This window comes from Citrobacter sp. KTE151, assembly GCF_000398845.1.
Taxonomy (GTDB): domain Bacteria; phylum Pseudomonadota; class Gammaproteobacteria; order Enterobacterales; family Enterobacteriaceae; genus Citrobacter; species Citrobacter braakii.
Window position 1 is genome coordinate 558,670 of sequence record NZ_KB976065.1, and the last position, 20,730, is coordinate 579,399.

Sequence of the window (20,730 nt, forward strand, 5' to 3'; positions counted from 1 at the left end):
TTGTGAGTACTTTTCTGTCTGACTGATTCCATTTCATATTATTGCGCCTTAACCAGGGTAATGAGCATATTGTCGATAACATCAGATGAGTTCAGCGACGTCGCGCCCGACGAATCTGTAACACCGGAAACGACAGAACCATCTGGCATAGTGATTTTGTACGCCTTACCAGGTATCGGTTCTTTTGTTAGCGCATTTCTGACAACAAACTTCTCATCAAATGTTGCTGGCTCAAACGACTTCATTACCCCCTGCAGACTGCCAGAACCCGCTTTTTTGATACCGGTGTTTTTGATAAGCAGCTTACCTGGCCCGCCAATCTCAACATTCCCACCCTTAATTTTGATATATCCCCCCCCGCATATCAGCGTCAGTTCATCCTGCGCCGTCACGACCAGTTTCCTGCCACTCGAAATATGCGTGTCCTGTGTCGACCACGTGGTGATATTTCCCCCCTGAGCCTGAATATCAATATCGTTATGCGAGCTAAACAATTTTGCACCTTCACGGCTGTACAGGCTGAGTTGTTTACCCGCAGCCAGCGTGAAATCTTTCTGTGCTCCGACATCCAGTTGCTTACCTGCCGTCAGCGTCAGATTGTCACTGGCTGATACCTGCAAATCTTCGCCACTCACCAGCGCCATGCCTTTCGGCGCACTGCCCAGGATGACCTCTTCATGCAACTGCTCGATTTTTTGCTTCAGGAGTTTTTGCTGGCGGCCGATATCCGCTGCCAGCGCCTGAGCCTGTTGTGCGCTGGCCGCAAGAGATTCCATCTCCACTAATGCTGCTGAAAGCCGCGTGAGCGCAGGCTCCATATCAAGAACCTGCCCCTGCGCTTTCGCCTGCCCGTCCGCACTGATAAACAGCCCTTTCTGTGCCCGGATGGCTCCCCAGCTGTCGGTTCTGAGCTCAAAACCTTCACCGCGCTTCTGCTTCTCCGCATCCACTAAATGTCCGAGATTCAGCTGACTCTTGCCGCCGTACTCAGTGGAAACCTTGATATGCTCTTTCCCGCGCTCATCGTCGAGGCGGATTTTGTTGTTCGCCGGTGTGCGCAGGACGTTACGTTTGTAGTTGCGGATGGTGACGTGATCGCCGTGGGCCGAGTCGTGAAGTACGCCAGAAATGTACGGTCTGTCCGGGTTACCGTCCTCGAAGCCAATCGCCACTTCGGTGCCCGCCAGCAGCGGCAAATGCAGGCCGTAGGTATCACCCGCATAAGGGCGGGACTGCCGCACCCACAGGCTTTCGAATCCGGTTTCCCAGTTGTCACGATCAAACAGCATGTTGACGCGATAGCGGCCATCTTTATCGATATGGCCGTAGGTATCGTTCTCGGTGGTGCTGGTGACGCGGGCCGGCAATGTGCCGGCCATCACCGGGCGTGAGCCAGGCTCAGGGCGGAAACTAAAATCAGTGCTGTCCGGGATGCCGTCGAACCTGACGCCGAAGTCTTCATCACGGCGCGCATGGCTGTGCATCGCTGTGACGACCACGCCCTGAGCAAACACCTCTGCCACTTCGTACCCGCCGGTGACTTTCAGCACCTGCCCAGGAGAGAGGGTCGGGCAGCTGGTGATGGCATGCGTCTGCGTCTGACCATTCAGGTAGCGCTCATGACGAATGCGGGCGTAGAACGCCCCCGATTCCGGCGCCGGATTGCGGTCGTATGCGCTGCCCGGCGTCAGATAATTGTCGGCATAGTGGTAGGCATCACCGTAGGTGGTGGCATCCCCGCGAGTCGCATCGACCCGGGTGTTCATGTCTTCCGTCGCCTGACGGTAGTTGTAATCACGGGTGCTGACCTGCTTCTGCACCACGTTATGATGGCTCTCCATGCCCCAGACCGAGTCCACGCCTTTTGAATGCTGTCCTGATGGCGGAACCGATGGCAGCGTCAGGCCTTTTTCATACCCCTGCTGACCGTCATAAAACTCCACGACGCCGATGTTCAGGCGCGTATCAGTAGTAAACCGGAACCAGATGCCCACCTCACCCAACAGACGGGTAATAAAGTGCAGGTCATCCTCGCCGTACTGCATCACCTGCTCACGACGCGGGTACTCTTTTGAGAGTGAGAACAGAAAATCCTGACCGCGCATGTTGTGACGCTCGCGCAGAATTTTTTCCACGATTTGTGGGACCGACATGTCCTGATAAATGACGTTCTGATGCGAACGGTCAAGCAGCGCCAGGCGTGGCTGGAGCGTCAGGGCATAGTGGGTTTCATCCTTTGAGGTGTTGAGGCGTTCAAAGCCGCTCACCAAACCCTGAATCACCCGCACCGGCTGCTGCAGCTTAATGCCGTAACCCTGGTCAACCGGGGCCTGCAGCGTCAGGGAAGCCGCTTTCATCAGCATCATTTCTGTGCTGATGGCATGGTTGCCGCTGGTGAACTCAATCCGGTAGCTGAACGGCGAGCTCAGGGCTTCATCGCCTTCAAACGCCAGCACATCGAGCTCTGCAGCACAGCCCTTCACCGCCAGCAGGTGATGGTTGTGGCTGAATCTGATCGGGGGATTGTTGCTCATGCGTGCACTCCTTGTGTACGGTCAAACTCCAGCCCGATACCCTCTTCCTCACTCCAGCTAAGGCATAGCGACTGTGGTTTCTGTTTCGCGGCCATGTGGGTCAGGAGTTGCTGGCTCAGCACCGGCAGAATCTGCTGATTCAGCAGGCTGTCGACGTTACGCGCCCCGGTATCCGGCAGCAGGCAGGCGGCAGTCAGTGCGTCATACAGGCTCTCATCAATCTGCGTGGTCAGGCCGTAGTGACGGTTGAGGCGTTTGCTCACCTGCGCCAGCTTCATTTCCACGATGGTGCGCATCGCCGCTTCCGCTAGCGGACGATAAATCACGGTCTGGAAGCGGGCCAGCAGCGCAGGCTGGAAGTGGTCGCGCAGAGTCGGGCGCAGCAGTTCCTGCAAGTCGCCTTCGCTGGCATCTGGCTGTTCGTCCAGCAACTGCATGATGTGGTCGCTGCCGAGGTTCGAGGTCATCAGAATAACCGTGTTGCGGAAGTCGATTTCGCGCCCTTCGCCGTCGCGCATAAAGCCACGGTCGAAGACCTGGTAGAACAGGTTCATCACGTCGCGGTGCGCCTTTTCCACTTCATCGAGCAGCACCACGCTGTACGGACGCTTGCGCACCGCTTCGGTCAGAATGCCGCCCTGACCGTAGCCGACGTAGCCCGGCGGCGAGCCTTTCAGCTGGGACACCGTATGCGGCTCCTGGTACTCGGACAGGTTGATGGTGATGAGTGACTTCTCGCCACCGTACAGCACATCCGCCAGCGCCAGCGCGGTTTCAGTTTTGCCGACGCCACTTGGACCGACCAGCAGGAACACACCCTGCGGACCATTCTCTGACGTCAGCCCGGTCTTCGCCGCGCGCAAGCGCTGGGCGATAGCGTTGAGTGCCACGTCCTGACCCACCACGCGTTTGCTGATTTCATTTTCCAGGGTCAGCAGCTCAGTCTGCTCGTCTTTCATCAGGGAAGAGAGCGGCACACCTGTCCAGTCGGCAATCACATTGGCGACGGTGCGGACATCCACATCCACCGACAGCAGCGGGTTGCTGTGCTGTATGCCGTTTAGCGCCTGTTGCAGCGCGTGCGTCTCACTCTGGCGGGAGATGTCCTGGCGGCTTTCCAGCAGTTGTTCGGTGAGTTTCAGCTCCTCGCCGTACCGGGCTTCCAGTTCGTCAAGTTCAGCGATAAGGTCCTTCTCTTCCTGCTCAATGGCGGTCAGGCGTTCGCCGTGGCTCTGATTGCCGACTGCGATATCTTCCAGCAGCGCCTGCTTCTCTATGTCCAGCGAGGTCATCAGCGCGCGAATACGGGTCAGCGGCTCCGGCACGGTGTCGAGGCTCATGCGCACGCGGGCGCTGGCCGTATCGAGTAAATCGACGGCCTTGTCCGGCAACTGGCGGCCCGTCAGATAACGGCGGGACAGCGTGACGGCGGCGCGTACCGCATCGTCAGTAATATGCACGCCATGGTGTTCGGCATAGCGTGATTTCAGACCACGCAGCATCAGGCAGGCCGTATCGTCATCCGGCTCGTCGACTTTCACCATCTGGAAGCGGCGCTCAAGAGCCGCATCACGTTCAAAATATTGTTTGTATTCAGACCAGGTGGTGGCGGCGATGGTGCGCAGTTCACCGCGCGCCAGCGCCGGTTTCAGCAGGTTGGCCGCATCCGCACCGCCCGCCTGGTTGCCCGCGCCGATAATGGTGTGTGCTTCATCGATAAACAGCAGAATGGGCACCGGCGACTGCTGCACTGCATCAATCACGTTTTTCAGGCGCTGTTCGAATTCACCTTTCACGCCAGCCCCTGCCTGCAGCAGGCCGAGGTCGAGGGTACGCAGTACCACGGTTTTCAGGCTTTCCGGCACGTTGCCTTCAGCGATTCGTAGCGCCAGGCCTTCCACCAGCGCAGTTTTGCCGACACCCGGCTCGCCGACCAGAATCGGGTTGTTCTTACGACGACGGGAAAGAATATCCACCATCTGGCGGATTTCAGTGTCGCGACCGAATACCGGGTCGATTTTGCCCTCTCTGGCTTTGGCAGTGACGTCGAGAGTGAATTTATCCAGCGCGTTCTGCAGGGCCGGGCTCAGTTCTCCCTCTTTTACCTCCGCGCCGACAGGACGCCCGACGAACTCCACTTCTCCGCCATGGCTCTGTGCCAGTTCGGCTTCCTGCTGTACTTCCGGGCGTTCATCGGACTGCGCATCAAGCAGCGGACGCAGACGTTCCAGTTGACTCTGCCCCAGCGTCAGCAGCGGCCACAGCCCGTCGCAGTGAGCAAGTCGTGGATTTTCCGTCAGCGCCATCAGCAGGTGTTGGCTTCGGATACTTTCCTCTCCGGCAAGTGAGGCCTGCATCCAGGCTTCCTGCATCAGCTTCTGAATATCCGCGGATAGCTGCGGGCGGCTGCGAACCGAACGCGGTTGATTATCCAGCCAGCCGAGCAACGCCTGCCACAGTGCATCCATATCCCACTCGTAGCGGCGTGCCAGCACCGTCAGGTCACCTTCCCCCTGTTCTAGCAGCTTCAGCAGCCAGTGCTCCGGCAAAATTTCCGCATGGGCGCGGGTCTGACAGAGCGAAGCCGCCCCTTCCATCGCACGGGCACAGTAAGGGTTCAGACGTCGTAACAGGATGGCTGGATTTTCCATGAATCTCTCTCTTGATGGCTTCCGGGCACGCTACCGCCCTTCGCTGTTTCCCGTTCAGGGGACCAAAGCGCATGCGGTCGGGCTGGCGGTTTATGTTTTTTTTGCTCAACGCCCGACGGGCAGACGCTCAGCAAAAAGAAAAGCGGACAGAGAAGCTCTGCCCGCTCGTGACTTACGCGGTGGCGCGTTCGTTCCAGGAATCGGAATGAATGATGTTGCCGTCTTTGTAGGTCCAGGTGATTTTTTCGTAGCGCAACTCAATCTGCTCCAGATGGTTGTGCTTTTCGTAGGAAGGATCCTTGATGTCGTGCATCACCGGATTCACCTTCACCACCTTCACGTTCTCAAGCTTCGTGTTGAAGTACTCAACTTCCTGACCCGCGTCGTTGATTTTGTACCACTTGAATTCCGCAGACTTGAGGGTCTGACCGGTAGTCACCGCCTTGTACAGATACGGGCTGGACGAGTCGATTTCCTTGGTGAACAGGAACGGGGTGTGGATACGGGTACCGGTCAGCTTGCCGGTGTTGTTATCGGTCGGGATGTACAGGTTATGCTCCTGAGCGACAACTTCGATGCTGCCTTCACGATCCTGAACGTCCACAGAACCTTTAATGTCCGCGCCGCCGTCGTCTTTCAGCCAAAGATAAACAGGAATTGCCATGTGATTTACTCCATTACAGTTTTATCTGCGCCATCATCCGATGACGCCTGGGGATTGCCCGGTATCTGACAGGCATCGGCCTGCGGTACCAGACTGATTTCGACACGACGGTTAAGTGCGCGCCCTTCCGGGGTGTCGTTCGTTGCGATCGGGCGGCTTTCGCCATAGCCCTGCACCGCAAAACAGCTTTCCGGTACATCACCGGTATCACGCATCCAGTTGCGCACCGCTTCGGCACGCTTAAGTGAAAGCGTCTGGTTCAGTTTTGGATTGCCGGTGTTGTCGGTGTGACCTGACACCACAATCAGCCAGCCCGGTTTAGCTTTGATGCCAACCAGGGAGGTCACCAGCATTTTGGTGGAGCCCGGCTTGAGGTCGGATTTACCGGAATCGAACAGCGACATGCTGTCGAGGCGGACAATTTTCGGTACCGGTTTGGGTTTCGGCTGTGGTTCAGGCGGCGGAGGTGGAGGCACCCAGGAACGGATCGCATCCAGCACAGGCATTCGCAGACGCTCCCCCTGATACAGACCGAGCCCCATCCGCATCGGTACGCCATTGCGCGACCAATCATTCAGCTCTGCCGCATCGTCACGCAGGACAGCAACGGCATCGGCTTTGGGTCCGAAATCATGCATCGGGATACGGTCATAACGGGCAATATCGAAGCTCACACGCTGCAGCAACTGGCGATTGTTCCAGCCACTACTGAGCAGCGCAGCAATGGCCGCCAGCGTGAAAATCCCGAGCGCACAACGGAAGGCTCGCCCACGCGGCGTCAGGCCTCGCCCTTCGGGCAGCAGTGGCAGGATAAAATCCGGGAAGGGGGAGATAACCGTACTGTCCGTTCCTACCGGCTGCCAGCCCGCTACCTGCTGCATCGCAGTGTGACGGGAAAGCCACGCAGTCCAGGCAGATGTGGCCAGACTTCCGGCAAGGATCGGTCCCATTCCCCAAAGCACCGCGGTAGGCGCAATGACAGGAACGTCGGGGTTCTCATCCATAAAGACAGCTTTGACGTGCTGATGGAACCAGCTCATCAGGCTGTTCATCAGCACCTGTTGCTGCATCGCAGGCGACCCACCGGTGGTGACCCATGTAGCGATTGAACTCGGCGCTGAAGATTCACGCCAGACCCTCACCCCTTCCCCCGGGATAGCCGCCTGCCAGAGCAGATCATTCGTCATCGCGCTGCCAACCTGACCATTCAGAACCAGCGGCAAGGAATGCCCGGTTTCTTTACGCAACTGGCTGATTTGCCAGCGCAAGGCCAGCAGACGACTGGTAAGGCGCTCGCTGTCGGCGTGTTTCTGTGGACAGACGCTGACCATCACCGACAGCTGGCGACCCCAGTCAGGTCGCAACCACAGTACCTGGCGGGCTGCCTGCTCCAGATCCTGATGATCCTCCACGCGGATCCAGCATCCCTGCGTGACAGTGAGCACCGGTGACTTCTGCATACATGCCAGCGGCAGATCGCCACAGACCAACACCACGGGCTGACGATAAGTGGCTTCCGGGAGGTCATCCAGACGCAGGGTGACGTCATGCTCCGCACGACGACTGGCGACAGTCCAGAACGCCAGGATAAGCCCCAGCATCGCCAACAGAACAAGCACAGAAACCAGTCGGGACACCGGCAGGAAACCCAGGCAGACCACTGCACTCAGCAGGGCGGCCCACAACGCAAGCCCGCGCTGTTGTTCAGGACTCATTTCACGGCTCCCGGTAGCAGGGTCAGCAGCGTCTGATCCAACCAGTGATCCAGTCCCCACCAGAGTGCGGCGACTACCATCACGCTCAGGCCGATACGCACGGGCCATGACGCCAGCCAACCCCCCATTCCTCGTCCGGTACGGCTTTCTGCCAGTATCGGGTGAGCCTGCGGATAGCTGAACGGCGTGACATGTTCACTGAGCGCGTTGACGAGTTTCTGGCGCTCCGGATCGTTCAGCGAGCGGAAACTGCCGAGAAACCCCAGCATCATGACCCGCTGGAAGCAGGTCACAACAGCGTGGTCGGGCGCCGGTTCACGCAGCACATCGCGCATCCGATCGCACAGCGTATCACCGGCATCCATGGTGCCAAGGAAGTGCCCCTGGAGAGGAATGTCATACCACTGCAGGCAGGCATCATCCTCCACACCGCGACCTTTGACGGCTTCATCAAGCAGCGCACACTGTGCAGTGAGAATATGCTGACAGCTGGCTTCATCGAGTTCGCTCGCTTTCAGCTCACGCTGCACGCGTTCGACATCAGCAATGCAGCGCTCCCACAACATGCGCCCTTCTCCATCCTGAAACTTCGGACCGTGACGCAGGCTGATCACCTGCAGCCAGGTGTCCTGCAGCAGGGCATCAATATCAATGGACGCAGCAGCGCTGCGTTTGGACTCACTCATGTTCTCAGTACCGCAAAGAGTTCAAGTTCAGGCTCGCCGAGCATGCCCGGAACGTAAAACATACAGGTGCCGCCCTGAAGCATTTCGCTGGCCAGAGGATGAGAGACATCGAGGCTGAAATACTGGTTTTCCAGACGCAGTGGGATGGCGGCTGGCACATGACGCAGGGGCATCAGGGGCACACCCACCCGTGATGAATTGACGATACTCCTGACATGATCGGGACTGCCGACCTTGCACTGGCGCGGGAATTGTTCCTGCAGCTGTGCCACCGGCATCGGTGAACGCACGGAGAGGTAGTAATCCGCCCCTTCGCGCAGGCGTGGGTCATGCAGACGGGCCTGCCAGAAGTGAAGCCGGGCATCATGCTCAAGCTCAATCGCTACCACCCGCGACGGCAGGCTGGCTTCCAGCAGGTCGCCCAGTAGGTCAAAGAGCGGCGGGAAGACGTTATTCAGTTGCTCATGCTGCCAGACAGGAATAGCACTCACCTGGTGTTCCAGCGAGAAGGTCAGCAGACTGCCCGCGAGCCTTGCCAGCTCCGGATACAGACGCTCCGGCGGACTTTGCGGGTGTCGCTGAAACTGTCCGAGTACGGGTTCTGCGCTGTTCAGGGCATTGAGCAACCAGAACAGAGACACGTCAGCCACGGCAAAATCGGCCATGCGCTCGTTACTTTCACGACGCATGTCCATCAGGCGACTCAGACGGGCACGCAGTTGCATCATCAGCTGTTCCAGCTGGGTCACCAGCCAGCGGCTGCCCTGCAGAGCCAGCAGTGGCGGAAGAAAGGTTTCATCGAGTGCCCAGCTCCCCTGTGAATCCTGATGTAGACGGGCGACCGGACAGGTCAGGTAATCACTGTTGTTCTGATGGGCGAAACGCAACGTCAGCTCGGGCTGCATCACCGCAATCTGGCGGGTATCGTCCCCAAAGGCGTTACGGACATCCCGCCAGCGCTGGCGATAACGCACAGGGCGCTCGGCCACCTCATCGGGTTTAAGGCAGTTACCGCCATTTGCCCGCAGTAGCGGAAGCGCCAGAACCACCACCACTTCCTGTGATTCGCCCTCAAGCGCCAGCACCGGCGGCAGGGCGTCGGCATTATCCGTGTCGATAAGCATGCCGTCGGGGAAACGGATGTGCAGATGACGGGCCTGCAGGCGGCCCAGTTTCAGTGCATCCGGTTCGAAAGTGGCATCAATCATCCCCCAGGGATGGGAGAGGCCCAGTCGGGCAATGCATTCCGCAGACCAGGCCGCGTATGCGGCCTGTTGCTGGAAATGCTGGGGAGAGACCATAACGCCCCTTCCCCATAACGGTTGTTCCGTTTTCATTGGCTTCCTGCCTTAGCTTATGACTTGGCTTTCGGCATCTGGGAAACCAGTGACAGGTTGACGTCCATCCCTTCCACCTGGAAGTGCGGCACGGCGTACAGCTTCACGCGGAAGAAGCCCGGGTTGTCTTCAATGTCTTCCACTACCACTTTGGCGTCACGCAGCGGGTGAGAAGCCTGCAGCTCGTCGCCCGGATCGGTCATTTCAGTCACCAGACTGCGCACCCAGGTGTTCAGCTCAAGCTCCAGCAGACGACGGTCTTTGGTGGTGCCGATGTTTTCGCGCTGGATAAGCTTCAGGTAGTGTGCAATACGCGACAGCAGGAAAATGTACGGCAGACGGGCATTGATACGGCTGTTGGCCGTTGCATCCGCAGTGTCATACAGTGCCGGCTTCTGCGTGGAGTTAGCGCTGAAGAAGCAGGAATAATCTCTATTTTTATAGTAGGACAGCGGAATGAAGCCCAGATTGGCAAACTCAAATTCGCGGGTTTCCGGGATCATCACTTCTGACGGGATCTTGACCTGATTGCCGGTACCCAGGTCATACAGATGAATAGGCAGATCCTGCACGGCACCACCGGCCTGCGGGCCACGGATTTGCACACACCAGCCGTTGTTGATGAAGCTGCGAACCATGTTAGACGCAAAAGCAAACGAGGCGTTAGTCCACAGGTATTTGTCGTGATCCGGGCCTTTCACTTCTTCCACATAGTTGAAGCTGCGCACTGGCACGGTGTCTGGACCATAAGGCAGACGACCCAGTACACGCGGCATCACCAGACCGATATAGCGGGCATCGTCCGTCTCGCGGAAGGATTTCCACTTGATGTATTCCGCACGGTCAAAGTAGTTACCAATATCTTTGATGGCCGCCACTTCCTCCATTGAATCCTTGAGGAAGAATTTCGGGCCAGCGGAGCCGATAAACGGCATATGCGCTGCGGCAGACACTTTTGAAATGTTGCGCAGCAGAGCAACATCCTGCGCAGACGCATCAAACTCGTAAGCGGAAATCAGCGCGGCAATCGGTTCACCGCCCGGGGTGTCATACTCATCAATGTATGTATGTTTATACAGTCCACTCTGGATGATTTCCGGGCTGTCTTCGAAGTCCTGACGCAGGTCTTCTTTGGACATATCCAGCAGTTCAACCTTCACGTTCTGACGGAAATCAGTTTTGTCGACCAGGGATTTCACGCCACGCCACAGGCTCTCCACCGCCTGGAATTCTTCGCTATGCATTACCGCATCCAGCTGACGGCTAATCTGGTAGTCCAGCTCTGCGATATGGTGGTCAATAAGGTTTTTATCGAGTTTTTCAACTTTTGAGCCCGCTTTCGTCAGGCATTCGAGAAATACCTGCATCCCCGCCGTTAAACGTTCATCTGCAGTCGCATCCGACATCGCCTGCGCGTCCTGCCAGATATCCAGCGCACTCAGCTCAGAGACCGGGTTCAGGTTGATTTTTTCAAACAGGGACGCATAAACCCCGCCCGCAGCAGGGCGTTCCAGCACCACGCTTTCGCCACCAGTCGCATTCTCATTTTTTACAGACATCAGCATCTTCCTTTTTAATCCGTTAAATCATCGTGACCGTTATGGCTGTTTAGGTGCCAGAGCAGACAGCTCTGAGCGGAGTTCTGCGCTTAACGCCGGGTCGAGCAGAATTTTTTCCAGCTCCTTTCGGAAAGCCTGATTGTCCAGCAGGTTCGCTTTTAAATCGCGAAGCAGGTTACGCATGGAAAGCATTGCCTTCAGTTGAGGGATCTGTCGGGAAACCTGCTCCGGGGTGAAATCTTTCATGCTCTGGAATATCAGACTGATATTGTCTTCGCTACCATCACTGGCGAGCGTGTTTTTAACGGTCAGATTGACTTTTGGGGAATATTCGGAAAGAACTGAGTCGAAATTATTCTTGTTCAAGTTAACTTTTTTGCGCTCAGACAGTGGTGCAGATTCCTGACCATTACTGAAGTCGCCCGCCACCAGTAATTTCAGAGGGAGCTCAGTTTTCTTGCTGGCTCCCCCTGTATGCAGGTCAAGCTTTAGATTAATACGTGCCTTTGGCACTTCATTCTGGAAACTATCAGCCATCTCATCATCCCTCGGTTTATCACTGCGTGCATCTTTCAAACGAAAGTTCTTTACATGTGATAATAGAACAATGATCGACAATAGATCAAATTTACCGATCTTTAATCTATTTTAAGTAAATTCTTAGGAGTTTTCCTCTAAATGTTAATAGTGAATAGTGCTGAGATGTCAGTAAAATGGACTATTACCAGCACACAAAACAAACATTTATGTCGCAGCAGTTAAAATGAACGGATAATTATTAATAAAGCGATCTTGAATTGATCTACATCAATATAAGAAAGTTAAAAACACCAATGTGCTTTCAAGGAAATGGTTTGAGATCAGAAAGAAATAAAAGGGGGCAGTAAGTCATAGCCTTGCTTCATGTGGGAAACACCGCAATAGCCATAAGGAAAGCATCAGGAACATAATCGGTTTTATGTCCCGAAAGAGAGCGTTTCATTTAATGTCAGGGCTGTATGACGCCTGGGAGGGCATGGGCCTGGAAAACCGCCATACACGATGACAAATCGCCAGTCACAAGAAATTCAATCGGTGTAATCAGCCTGCCCTCATCCGGAAGCCTCTCAGCGTTGCCATGGTCACGATACTTTTTGCGCCAGCAAAACCATGGTTGATGTTATGCAACGCCAGAACCTGACCGCGTAATACAGCCCGTCTGCCGTCTGTTTTTTCACTGCTGCGATGAACCCCGAACACGTGGCAGAGTGAGCATATCACCTCTGTTCAGGTGGCCAAATTCAGTGTTCCACTACAAAATCCAGAGAATGCGCATGCCATTTTCTGGATTTTTTTATGTCCGCACTTTACCCATTCAAAAGCCAGTCTCTAGACCTTTCCCTCGTTCTGATCGCTAACGCTGCAACTATTTTCCGGTTCCTCAAATTCACGACAAATTAATGTGATGCTTTCCATGGGAATTGGCTCTTCTGTTAGACCACACCAGGGATGCCCATTTATCGACTGATGAAAACGGCAAAAACGGCACTCACCAAACATTCTGGCCCCCTGATTTTTCTGCATACTCCGCAGATGGGCCAGAAAAACTGTTTTCAGTTGTTCCTCAGAAAAAGCTAATGAATCCCACGGCTCCTGCAGTGTCTCCTGCATGATGCTATGCATCACTTCACTCGCTTTGGATGTCAGAACCAGATGGACAACCCGTTTATCCTTACCGTCATTTTCTCTTCTAATCCAACCTTCACGCTCTAGTTTATTCAGGGACTGCGATACCGTGCCTTTAGTCAGCCCGAGGTATTCCGTTGTTGCAGCGGGCGTATTGGAATAACCATTGCATCGCGTTAAATAGAAAAGAATCTGAACCCATGTTGTGGGGAGTCCTTTCAGTTGCGGATGGCGATAAAAGCTGCCCATTTGCAGGCTCACCAGGCGTTCAAGAATATCAAAGAGTGTCACAGTAACCTGCCTCTGCTTGCCGGGATACGTGCTGGATAAACAAACGTCCAGACTTTCTAACGATAGGGTTGTACTGTCATCAATAGTATCGATTCAAAACCATATTGACAATATTTTCAGTGTGTGTGTAATATCAAATGATATCGATTCGATACCATTTGATATTACACAAGGAAAGTCATCATGAGTAAAACAGCCGTTTTCTTTCATGCAGGTTGCCCGGTATGCGTAGATGCAGAACACCAAATCGCACTGGCACTCGATCCCGCTCAATACACGGTAGAAATCGTTCATCTCGGAAATGATAAAACGCGACTGAATGAGGCCATCGAAGCTGGTGTGCAATCTGTTCCAGCCCTGGTACTGGATGGCGGTATCCCGCTTCACATCAACTTTGGTGCGTTTATTAAAGATCTGCTTTAAGGATAAAAATGAAACGTATTGCGATTGTATTAGCAATGGCTATCGCCACCTCTGCCGGTGCACATGGCAATGAGCCTCATCAGGGCGGTATTAAAACCAGCGCCGACAAGGCTGTATTGGCTGAGTTTGATATTGTGCACACTAAAGTCACTACCGAAGGGAATGTTGCCACCTTCCATATGGCAGTTTCCGGCAAGGCAGGTAAAAGTAAGCCTGCAGCGACAGGTAAGCTAGCGGGAACGGAAATTTTCTCTTATGTCTGGCCGACAACGATCGATCCGTATGAAGTGGGATTTGAACATAAGGCCGGTATCCTGGCGCTGGCGGTAACATCCCATCCTGATCTGGATGATACGCCGCTGTATGATGAAAATGGCGATGGTAACCGCAACAATGATGGCGATCTGTGGCATACCCACTGGGTGGTGCTGAAGCCTAACGAGGTCTGCGGGCCTGGCGCACTGGCCGTAGTTGATATTCCTGAGGGACAAAAACCTCGGCTGCCAAAAACCTGGCCTGGCTTGCCGGTACTGTTGGACAGTCCGGGCTGGAATCCTACGCTGACAGGCGAAACTGTAGAAGTGAAAGTTCCGTTCGATAATATTGGCGTGGTCACTGCCAGCCAGTTTGATGGTGTAACTGCCGGGCTACGAGTTAATGCGTCCGTTCATGCGCCGCTACTTTGCGTCGAGGATGTATTTAAAGTGGCCTCTGGCAAGCTGACGCTGCCGGGGAAAGTAAACCAGTAACGGAAATTAACCCGCACCACAGTGCGGGTTCTGGAGTTAACATGAATATCATTCGTCATCCGCGAGCACCAGCATTGACAATTGAACGCTGGTTTAATACGTCACAGCCGATAACCCTGGAATCATTGCGCGGCAAGGTCGTGGTAATGGAATCATTTCAGATGCTGTGTCCCGGCTGTGTTTCCCATGGACTGCCGCAGGTTTCACGTGTGTATGCCACTTTTCCACCGGATAAAGTGGCCGTTATTGGCCTACATACGGTTTTTGAGCATCATGAGGTAATGACCGCACAGGCACTGGAAACCTTTCTATCAGAATACCGCATCCCTTTCCCCGTCGGGGTGGATATGCCGTCTCCTGACAATGATGTCCCCCAGACCATGCTGTCCTACGCTATGCGCGGTACACCTACGTTGACGTTAATTGATCAGCAGGGATACCTACGCCAGCAATATTTTGGTCAGGTAGACGACCTCGCGCTGGGAGCAGAAATCGGGGCGTTATTGAATGAATCGCTGTCCGTTTCCAAGGACGCGTCTATGGCATCAGGGTGCAGTGATGGGCAGTGTGCCACTACATAATGAGATACTGGATATGGCGGAGAGTTTTTTCCTGCCCGTGGGAAGGGTGAGACATTATCCCCGGGCAGTAAAAAAGAAACCGCAACGCTATGCATTACGGTTTCCATCAAAAGCTAAACTGACAAGCATTAGGAGATATACTCCGGCTTTTCGCATTTCAATCAAGAGCACGCAAAAAGATTACTCTTCCTTCACCACAATCAGCGGCTCGATATCGCTCTCTTTTTTAATCACCAGCGACTCATCGCCGCGCAGGCAGGTCCCTCCATAGTTACCGCCTACGGTGAAGGTACAAACCTGAATATATTTACCGGCAATTTTTGGCAGACACCAAAGCTGCTGATAAATGTTCTTCTGCTCGGCAAACTTTCCGCTGGTTTTATCCAGTAACTCTTCCTGATGGCTCACCAGATCGATGTTGCTGCCACAACGTCCTGCAATAGGTTTCACTGCATAACCGGTTTGCGCCAGCTCTTCATTAACAGTGAAATCAGTATCAAGCAGATAGCGGTGGTGTGGGAACAGTTGCCACAGGATCGGCAGAATCGCTTTATTACCAGGGATCACCGTCCACAGAGGTTCAAAGACCAGCACTTCCGGGCGCAGCAACACGTCGATTAAACGCACTTCCTGATTCGTATGCCCGGTACGAATTGGTACCGCAGCGTACTCCGTTTCACTGACCTCTCGCACCTGCTCAATTGCGGTTTCCCACGCCCAGGTTTTCCAGACGCAGTTCACCAGACGACCGTCCCCGTCAATCAGCTGACCAGCGTCATCCCAACGTAGCTCATCGAGGCCACGCAGAATTTTACTGTCAAACCCGGCCTGACGTAGCGCCTGCTGCATAAACTGAGCGTGGTAGTTTTCCTCTATATCTTTATCCTGCATGATGTGGACAAAAGGACGCGCGCGGCTGTGCTTCCAGGCCCCCGCCAGTTCGTTGATCAATCCTTCAGCTGGGTTGTGTCCCTGTCCTGTATAGCCCTGCTCGGCCCATCTTTCGAGGATCAAACCGGCTTCGGTATGGCACGATGCGGAATCGGCGTTGTACTCATACACCTTCAGTCCGCGTTCATCCATACAGAAATCCATACGTCCCGTAATCATATGATGCCGACGACGCTGCCAGGAAAGGCGCAGACGCGGCCAGAGGATTTTCGGGATATCGAACAGCGCCAGCAGGTTGTCATCTTTCAGCACTTTGTCGGTCGCGTGCAGATACATCAGGTGCAGCTCGTTGGTGGCTTTGATCAGCTCCTGCTCTGCACTCTCGGTAATGGTGAAGTACTGATGCGGATCCTGATTAATAACGTGGCCGTTCGCCAGCACGTAGGCTTTCTGCAGCGGATCCTGTTCATCAAGCCATTTACCGTCAAACTGCCCGTTATCTTCCAGTCGCGCGCCGCCAATTTTCAGCGAGTCATTGGCGATCTCCGGCTGCGGCAGGCTGTCACGGGTATCATCGGTCTGGATCATCCAGCCAAGGATGGTGGTGTCGTCAAAGGTATCACGCAAGGTGTAACAACCGTTTTCAACCACCATCTCCAGTTCGCGGGTCCACTGCTGTCCGGGAGGCAACGGCGTATGGAGCACGTTCTGTTCGGCAATACGGATTTTGTTTTCCAGCAACTGGGTGACGACCGCCACATGGCCGGTATCGTTAAACTCACCGCCTTTTTGCCAGATAAGCAGAGCACCGGCTACCGGCGCGCGGGGCGAACCATTCGGAAATGCCTGTAACGGCAGGATATTGTCATTCACCACTTCGCGTAGAAAGCGTAAGGAAAAGATCTCCCAGGCCATGCCTACATCGGTGAAGACCACGCCATAATTAAGGAAGAGAAAGCGACGTGCGAACTCTACGCACTGCCATTTGTGGCCCATGTATTCGTCGTCGATATAGCTGCGAAATGCCGCATCATCGTCGTAGTCCCGTGGGTCGAGGGAGCTGTAATCTGAAGAGTAGATTGCTACGCCGCCTGGGGCGTAGCCCAATAATGTCCCGAATGGGGCATCCTGACTGGTCGTTCCTTTGCTCATGCACCTTACCTCAAAACAATACAGCCTGAGCAGGTTGGCGTGAATTTTTCGCTCTGATTGCCTGCTCTGCGACACTAACCGGACAGAGGTCGACATCATCATACACCTCAACGCAGCGGCTGGCGCTCAGAGGCGAAAAATTCGCAGCAGGAACTACGCTTTTGTCACGGTGACCGGTACGCTTTTATACGCCGGAGTCAAACTTTGTGTGTCCACCGCATCCAGCGAAAGCAGGACATTCGCTTCTGGCAGATAAGCGCCTATTGAGCCCACCGCCATGTTGTAAATCACCACCGTCAAGCCGCACATAATGCGATCCGCACAGGGCTGGCCGCTGTCGTCCAGCGCCTGAACGTTGACCACATCTCCCTGGTTCAGACCGCGAGTCGCCGCTTCTTCAGCGCTTAAAAACACCACATCCCGACGACCGGTAATGCCACGGTAGCGATCGTTCATACCATAAATAGTGGTGTTGTATTGATCGTGGCTGCGCAGCGTCGCCAGAACCAGTGCATCGGCAGGCTGATTTTCTCGCTCTACCGCCCGCTGATGGCTGACGATAAAGTTGGCTTTACCATTCGCCGTTCGCCATTCACGGCGCGAAGCGGGCGTATCCATACGAAATCCGCCCGGCTCGGCAATACGGGCATTGTAATCGTGGAACGCCGGGATCACGGCTTCAATGGCGTCACGAATCAGCGCGTAGTCCCCGGTTAACGCTTCCCAGTTGATCGGCGAAAGCGGCAGAGTGGCGTGTGCCATGCCCGCCACAATCGCGGGCTCCGATTTTAACCAGCGGGAAGCTGGCTTCAGCGCGCCGCAGGAAGCGTGGACCATCGACATCGAGTCTTCGACGGTCACCGACTGGATCCCCGTCGCCTGAATGTCGCGCTCCGTTCGACCTAATGCAGGCAGCAGATAATTATGCTTTGCCAGCAGCAAATGCGATCTGTTCAGCTTGGTCGCAACATGGACCTGCAGATCCAAATTTTTCATCGCCGCAAAGGTACGCTGCGGCTGCGGCATCGCCACCGCCAGATTGCCACCCATGCAAATGAGCGCTTTTGCCTCTCCCCGTTCGATGGCCCGAATACTCTCCACGCTGGAGCGGCCATGTTTGCGCGGCACACGGATAGAAAAATGCGTCTCCAGGCGTTGCAGGAAGTCTTCGGATGCCGCTTCATTGATCCCCACGGAACGGTCGCCTTGCACGTTAGAATGACCGCGCAACGGGCAGATCCCCGCCCCAGGCTTACCCATATTGCCTTTCAGCAGCAGCAGGTTTACCAGTTGCTGGACGTTCTCAGTACCGTTTTTATGCTGGGTGATGCCCAGCCCGTAACAAATAATAGTGGCACGAGATTTACTGTAGCTGTGTGCCAGGTCTTCCATCTGACTGCGCGTCAGGCCCGAGTCCTGTTCCAGCTCCGCCCAGTTATGCTGACGTAAGTCATCATACAGCGCTGCATATCCAGCAGTATGCTCATCGATAAACGCATGATCGAGTGTCGGTTGCTGATCCAGTAAGATCCGCGCTTCATCCATTTCGATCAGCGCCTTCATGATGCCTTTGAGCAGCGAGGCGTCACCGCCCATTTTTACCTGGTAGTAGTCGTTGCTCAACTGCGTCGACTGACCGGTGAACATCTCTTTCGGGCTTTGCGGGAAACTAAAGCGCTCAAGCCCCCTTTCGTTCAGCGGATTGATAGAGATAATTTTAGCCCCGCGTTTGGCAACGTCGCGTAAGGTGGTCAGCATACGTGGATGATTTGTGCCAGGGTTATGCCCGATACAAATCACCAGATCGCAATGGTCAAAATCGTCAAGTTCAACGGTCCCTTTTCCAAGGCCAATGGCCGGCGTTAGCCCTGCGCTGGTCGGTCCGTGGCACATGTTTGAGCAATCTGGAAAGTTGCTGCTGCCATATTCGCGGGCAAAAAGCTGATACAGGAACGCCGCTTCATTTGACGTTCTGCCGGAGGTGTAAAACTCAACCTGCTGGGGTGAATCATAGCTGCGCAGACGCTCGCCTATCTCCTGGAAGGCGATATCCCAATCCACCGCCTGCCAGGTATCTGATGCTGCATCGTATTTCATCGGATGCGTCAAACGACCGATATTTTCCAGCTCATAATCGCTGTAGTGCCAGAGTGTGGAAACCGGGTGACGGCTGAAAAATTCCGGTGACGCTTTTTTACTGGTTGTCTCCCAGGAGACCGCCTTAACGCCATTTTCGCACAGCTCCATTGGCGCACGGTGCCCTGGGTCCGGCCACGCACAGCCCGGACAGTCGAACCCTTTCACCTGGTTCATTTTGAACATCGCGATAATGTCGCGGGCGACAGCCTTTTGCGAAAACACCGAAGCAGTGACGGCTTTTACCGCGCCCCACCCACCCGCCGGGCCCTGATAACCGCTTACTCCTGGAACACCATTTTTCATTATTACTGCTTATTCACCGCCAATTTTTAATGGTGAATACGGTAGCAACTTCCGTCCAACATTGATTTCCTCTTCATGGAGTACGGACCGGGTACAATGAACGGGTTAGATTTATCTTCCCCTTTCAGCACAAAGCGACATAAAGTTCCAATCTGTTAAATTGAGTTCTACCTAACTGCTACACTGCATCAACACAACCACTCAGAAGGCAGGTCAATATGTCAGACAATACCTATCAGCCCGCGAAAGTCTGGACGTGGGAAAAATCGAACGGAGGCGCATTCGCCAATATCAACCGCCCGGTTTCCGGAGCCACCCACGAGAAAACGCTGCCGGTTGGCAAACATCCCCTGCAGCTCTATTCGCTGGGTACGCCAAACGGGCAGAAAGTGACGATTATGCTGGAGGAGTTGCTGGCGCAGGGGGTGAAGGGCGCGGAATACGATGCCTGGATTATCCGAATTGGCGATGGCGATCAGTTTTCCAGCGGCTTTGTTGAGGTGAATCCGAACTCGAAGATCCCGGCGCTACGCGATCACTCGCAAAACCCACCGGTTCGCGTATTCGAATCTGGCGCAATCCTGCTCTATCTGGCGGAAAAATATGGTTATTTCCTGCCGCAGGATTTGGCAAAACGCACCGAAACGCTGAACTGGTTGTTCTGGTTACAAGGCGCAGCGCCGTTCCTCGGCGGAGGCTTTGGCCACTTCTATAACTATGCTCCGGTAAAAATTGAGTACGCTATCAATCGCTTCACCATGGAAGCCAAGCGCTTACTCGACGTGCTGGATAAACAATTGGCGCAACATCAGTTTGTGGCCGGAGATGAATACACCATTGCCGATATGGCGGTCTGGCCATGGTTTGGCAATGTGGTTCTGGGCAACGTCTACGACGCAGCAGAGTTCCTTGACGCAGGAAGCTACAAGCACGTACAACGCTGGGCAAAAGAGATTGCAGCGCGTCCGGCGGTTAAGCGTGGTCGTATTGTAAACCGCACTAACGGACCGCTGAACGAGCAGCTTCATGAACGCCATGACGCCAGCGACTTCGATACCCAAACCGAAGATAAGCGCCAGAACTAAAATAAATTGCCGGATGGCAACCGCTATCCGGCAATTTCATTCAGGATTTGTCACGCGCTGGTGACGTCGTACTCCATGCGGCGAAGTGCGTCTAACGTAGCTTTAGCTTCATCTTCATCAATGATGCTCATGGCGAACCCTACGTGCACCAGCACCCATTGCCCGACCAGCTCAGCTGTATCACCTTCACAAATCAGGGCAATATTGACATCACGTTTGATGCCGCACACTTCAACCTGCGCAAGCTGGTGAATATCTTCACCAACGGCCAGAACCTGACCAGGGACTCCAATACACATATCTGA

16 protein-coding genes and 1 pseudogene are annotated in these 20,730 nt (G+C 54.6%); 4 read left to right on the forward strand and 13 right to left on the reverse strand.

Annotation, left to right across the window (positions count from 1 at the left end; translation table 11 throughout):
• Positions 1 to 38: 38 nt before the first annotated feature.
• The 10 genes and pseudogenes from WC7_RS06045 to WC7_RS06005 all read right to left on the reverse strand — a co-directional run bounded on the left by WC7_RS06045 (position 39) and on the right by WC7_RS06005 (position 13,102).
• A complete protein-coding gene (locus tag WC7_RS06045) occupies positions 39 to 2,534 on the reverse strand; it encodes a type VI secretion system Vgr family protein (protein WP_016154474.1) in 2,496 nt (831 codons plus the stop codon).
• Complete coding sequence (gene tssH / locus WC7_RS06040) at positions 2,531 to 5,185, reverse strand: type VI secretion system ATPase TssH (RefSeq protein ID WP_016154475.1); 2,655 nt, start codon at positions 5,183 to 5,185, stop codon at positions 2,531 to 2,533. Before tssH ends, WC7_RS06045 begins: the two co-directional genes overlap by 4 nt.
• A gap of 172 nt (positions 5,186 to 5,357) precedes the next feature.
• Positions 5,358 to 5,849, reverse strand: a complete 492-nt coding sequence (gene hcp, locus WC7_RS06035) for a type VI secretion system effector Hcp (RefSeq protein WP_016154476.1) — start codon at positions 5,847 to 5,849, stop codon at positions 5,358 to 5,360.
• A gap of 5 nt (positions 5,850 to 5,854) precedes the next feature.
• A complete protein-coding gene (locus WC7_RS06030; RefSeq protein WP_016154477.1) occupies positions 5,855 to 7,564 on the reverse strand; it encodes an OmpA family protein in 1,710 nt (569 codons plus the stop codon).
• Positions 7,561 to 8,250 carry a type VI secretion system protein TssL, short form gene (tssL, locus tag WC7_RS06025; protein ID WP_016154478.1) on the reverse strand — a complete coding sequence of 230 codons (690 nt, stop codon included), beginning with the start codon at positions 8,248 to 8,250 and terminating at the stop codon, positions 7,561 to 7,563. The genes WC7_RS06030 and tssL overlap by 4 nt, the downstream gene beginning before the upstream one ends.
• Complete coding sequence (gene tssK, locus WC7_RS06020; protein ID WP_016154479.1) at positions 8,247 to 9,587, reverse strand: type VI secretion system baseplate subunit TssK; 1,341 nt, start codon at positions 9,585 to 9,587, stop codon at positions 8,247 to 8,249. The genes tssL and tssK overlap by 4 nt, the downstream gene beginning before the upstream one ends.
• Before the next feature lie 17 nt (positions 9,588 to 9,604).
• Positions 9,605 to 11,152: a type VI secretion system contractile sheath large subunit gene (tssC, locus tag WC7_RS06015; RefSeq protein WP_032947171.1), complete on the reverse strand. Its 1,548-nt coding sequence runs from the start codon at positions 11,150 to 11,152 to the stop codon at positions 9,605 to 9,607.
• 33 nt (positions 11,153 to 11,185) lie between these two features.
• A complete protein-coding gene (tssB, locus tag WC7_RS06010) occupies positions 11,186 to 11,683 on the reverse strand; it encodes a type VI secretion system contractile sheath small subunit (RefSeq protein ID WP_016154481.1) in 498 nt (165 codons plus the stop codon).
• Positions 11,684 to 12,238: 555 nt separating this feature from the next.
• A pseudogene (locus WC7_RS25940) lies at positions 12,239 to 12,403 on the reverse strand (IS3 family transposase); the annotation flags it as partial.
• 111 nt (positions 12,404 to 12,514) lie between these two features.
• Positions 12,515 to 13,102 carry a MarR family winged helix-turn-helix transcriptional regulator gene (locus tag WC7_RS06005; RefSeq protein ID WP_016154482.1) on the reverse strand — a complete coding sequence of 196 codons (588 nt, stop codon included), beginning with the start codon at positions 13,100 to 13,102 and terminating at the stop codon, positions 12,515 to 12,517.
• A 183-nt stretch (positions 13,103 to 13,285) separates the two neighbouring features.
• Between WC7_RS06005 and WC7_RS06000 the strand changes: the two genes are divergently transcribed.
• The 3 genes from WC7_RS06000 to WC7_RS05990 are packed head-to-tail and all read left to right on the forward strand — an operon-like array spanning position 13,286 to position 14,855.
• Positions 13,286 to 13,525, forward strand: a complete 240-nt coding sequence (locus WC7_RS06000; RefSeq protein ID WP_016154483.1) for a thioredoxin domain-containing protein — start codon at positions 13,286 to 13,288, stop codon at positions 13,523 to 13,525.
• An 8-nt stretch (positions 13,526 to 13,533) separates the two neighbouring features.
• Positions 13,534 to 14,274 carry a hypothetical protein gene (locus WC7_RS05995; RefSeq protein ID WP_016154484.1) on the forward strand — a complete coding sequence of 247 codons (741 nt, stop codon included), beginning with the start codon at positions 13,534 to 13,536 and terminating at the stop codon, positions 14,272 to 14,274.
• A gap of 41 nt (positions 14,275 to 14,315) precedes the next feature.
• Positions 14,316 to 14,855, forward strand: a complete 540-nt coding sequence (locus WC7_RS05990; RefSeq protein ID WP_016154485.1) for a redoxin domain-containing protein — start codon at positions 14,316 to 14,318, stop codon at positions 14,853 to 14,855.
• Between the two features lie 180 nt (positions 14,856 to 15,035).
• Here the strand turns inward: WC7_RS05990 and gss are convergent, their stop codons facing one another.
• Together gss and WC7_RS05980 are read right to left on the reverse strand one after the other, a co-directional pair.
• Positions 15,036 to 16,898, reverse strand: coding sequence for a bifunctional glutathionylspermidine amidase/synthase (gene gss / locus WC7_RS05985; RefSeq protein WP_016154486.1), 1,863 nt, complete (start codon positions 16,896 to 16,898; stop codon positions 15,036 to 15,038).
• A 153-nt stretch (positions 16,899 to 17,051) separates the two neighbouring features.
• On the reverse strand, positions 17,052 to 19,340 hold the full coding sequence (locus tag WC7_RS05980) for an FdhF/YdeP family oxidoreductase (protein WP_016154487.1): 2,289 nt from the start codon (positions 19,338 to 19,340) through the stop codon (positions 17,052 to 17,054).
• Positions 19,341 to 19,558: 218 nt separating this feature from the next.
• Between WC7_RS05980 and yghU the strand changes: the two genes are divergently transcribed.
• Positions 19,559 to 20,425 carry a glutathione-dependent disulfide-bond oxidoreductase gene (gene yghU / locus WC7_RS05975; RefSeq protein ID WP_016154488.1) on the forward strand — a complete coding sequence of 289 codons (867 nt, stop codon included), beginning with the start codon at positions 19,559 to 19,561 and terminating at the stop codon, positions 20,423 to 20,425.
• Between the two features lie 50 nt (positions 20,426 to 20,475).
• Here yghU and hybG read toward each other — a convergent pair whose 3' ends face one another.
• Positions 20,476 to 20,724, reverse strand: coding sequence for a hydrogenase maturation factor HybG (gene hybG, locus WC7_RS05970; RefSeq protein ID WP_003024459.1), 249 nt, complete (start codon positions 20,722 to 20,724; stop codon positions 20,476 to 20,478).
• Between the last annotated feature and the right edge of the window lie 6 nt (positions 20,725 to 20,730).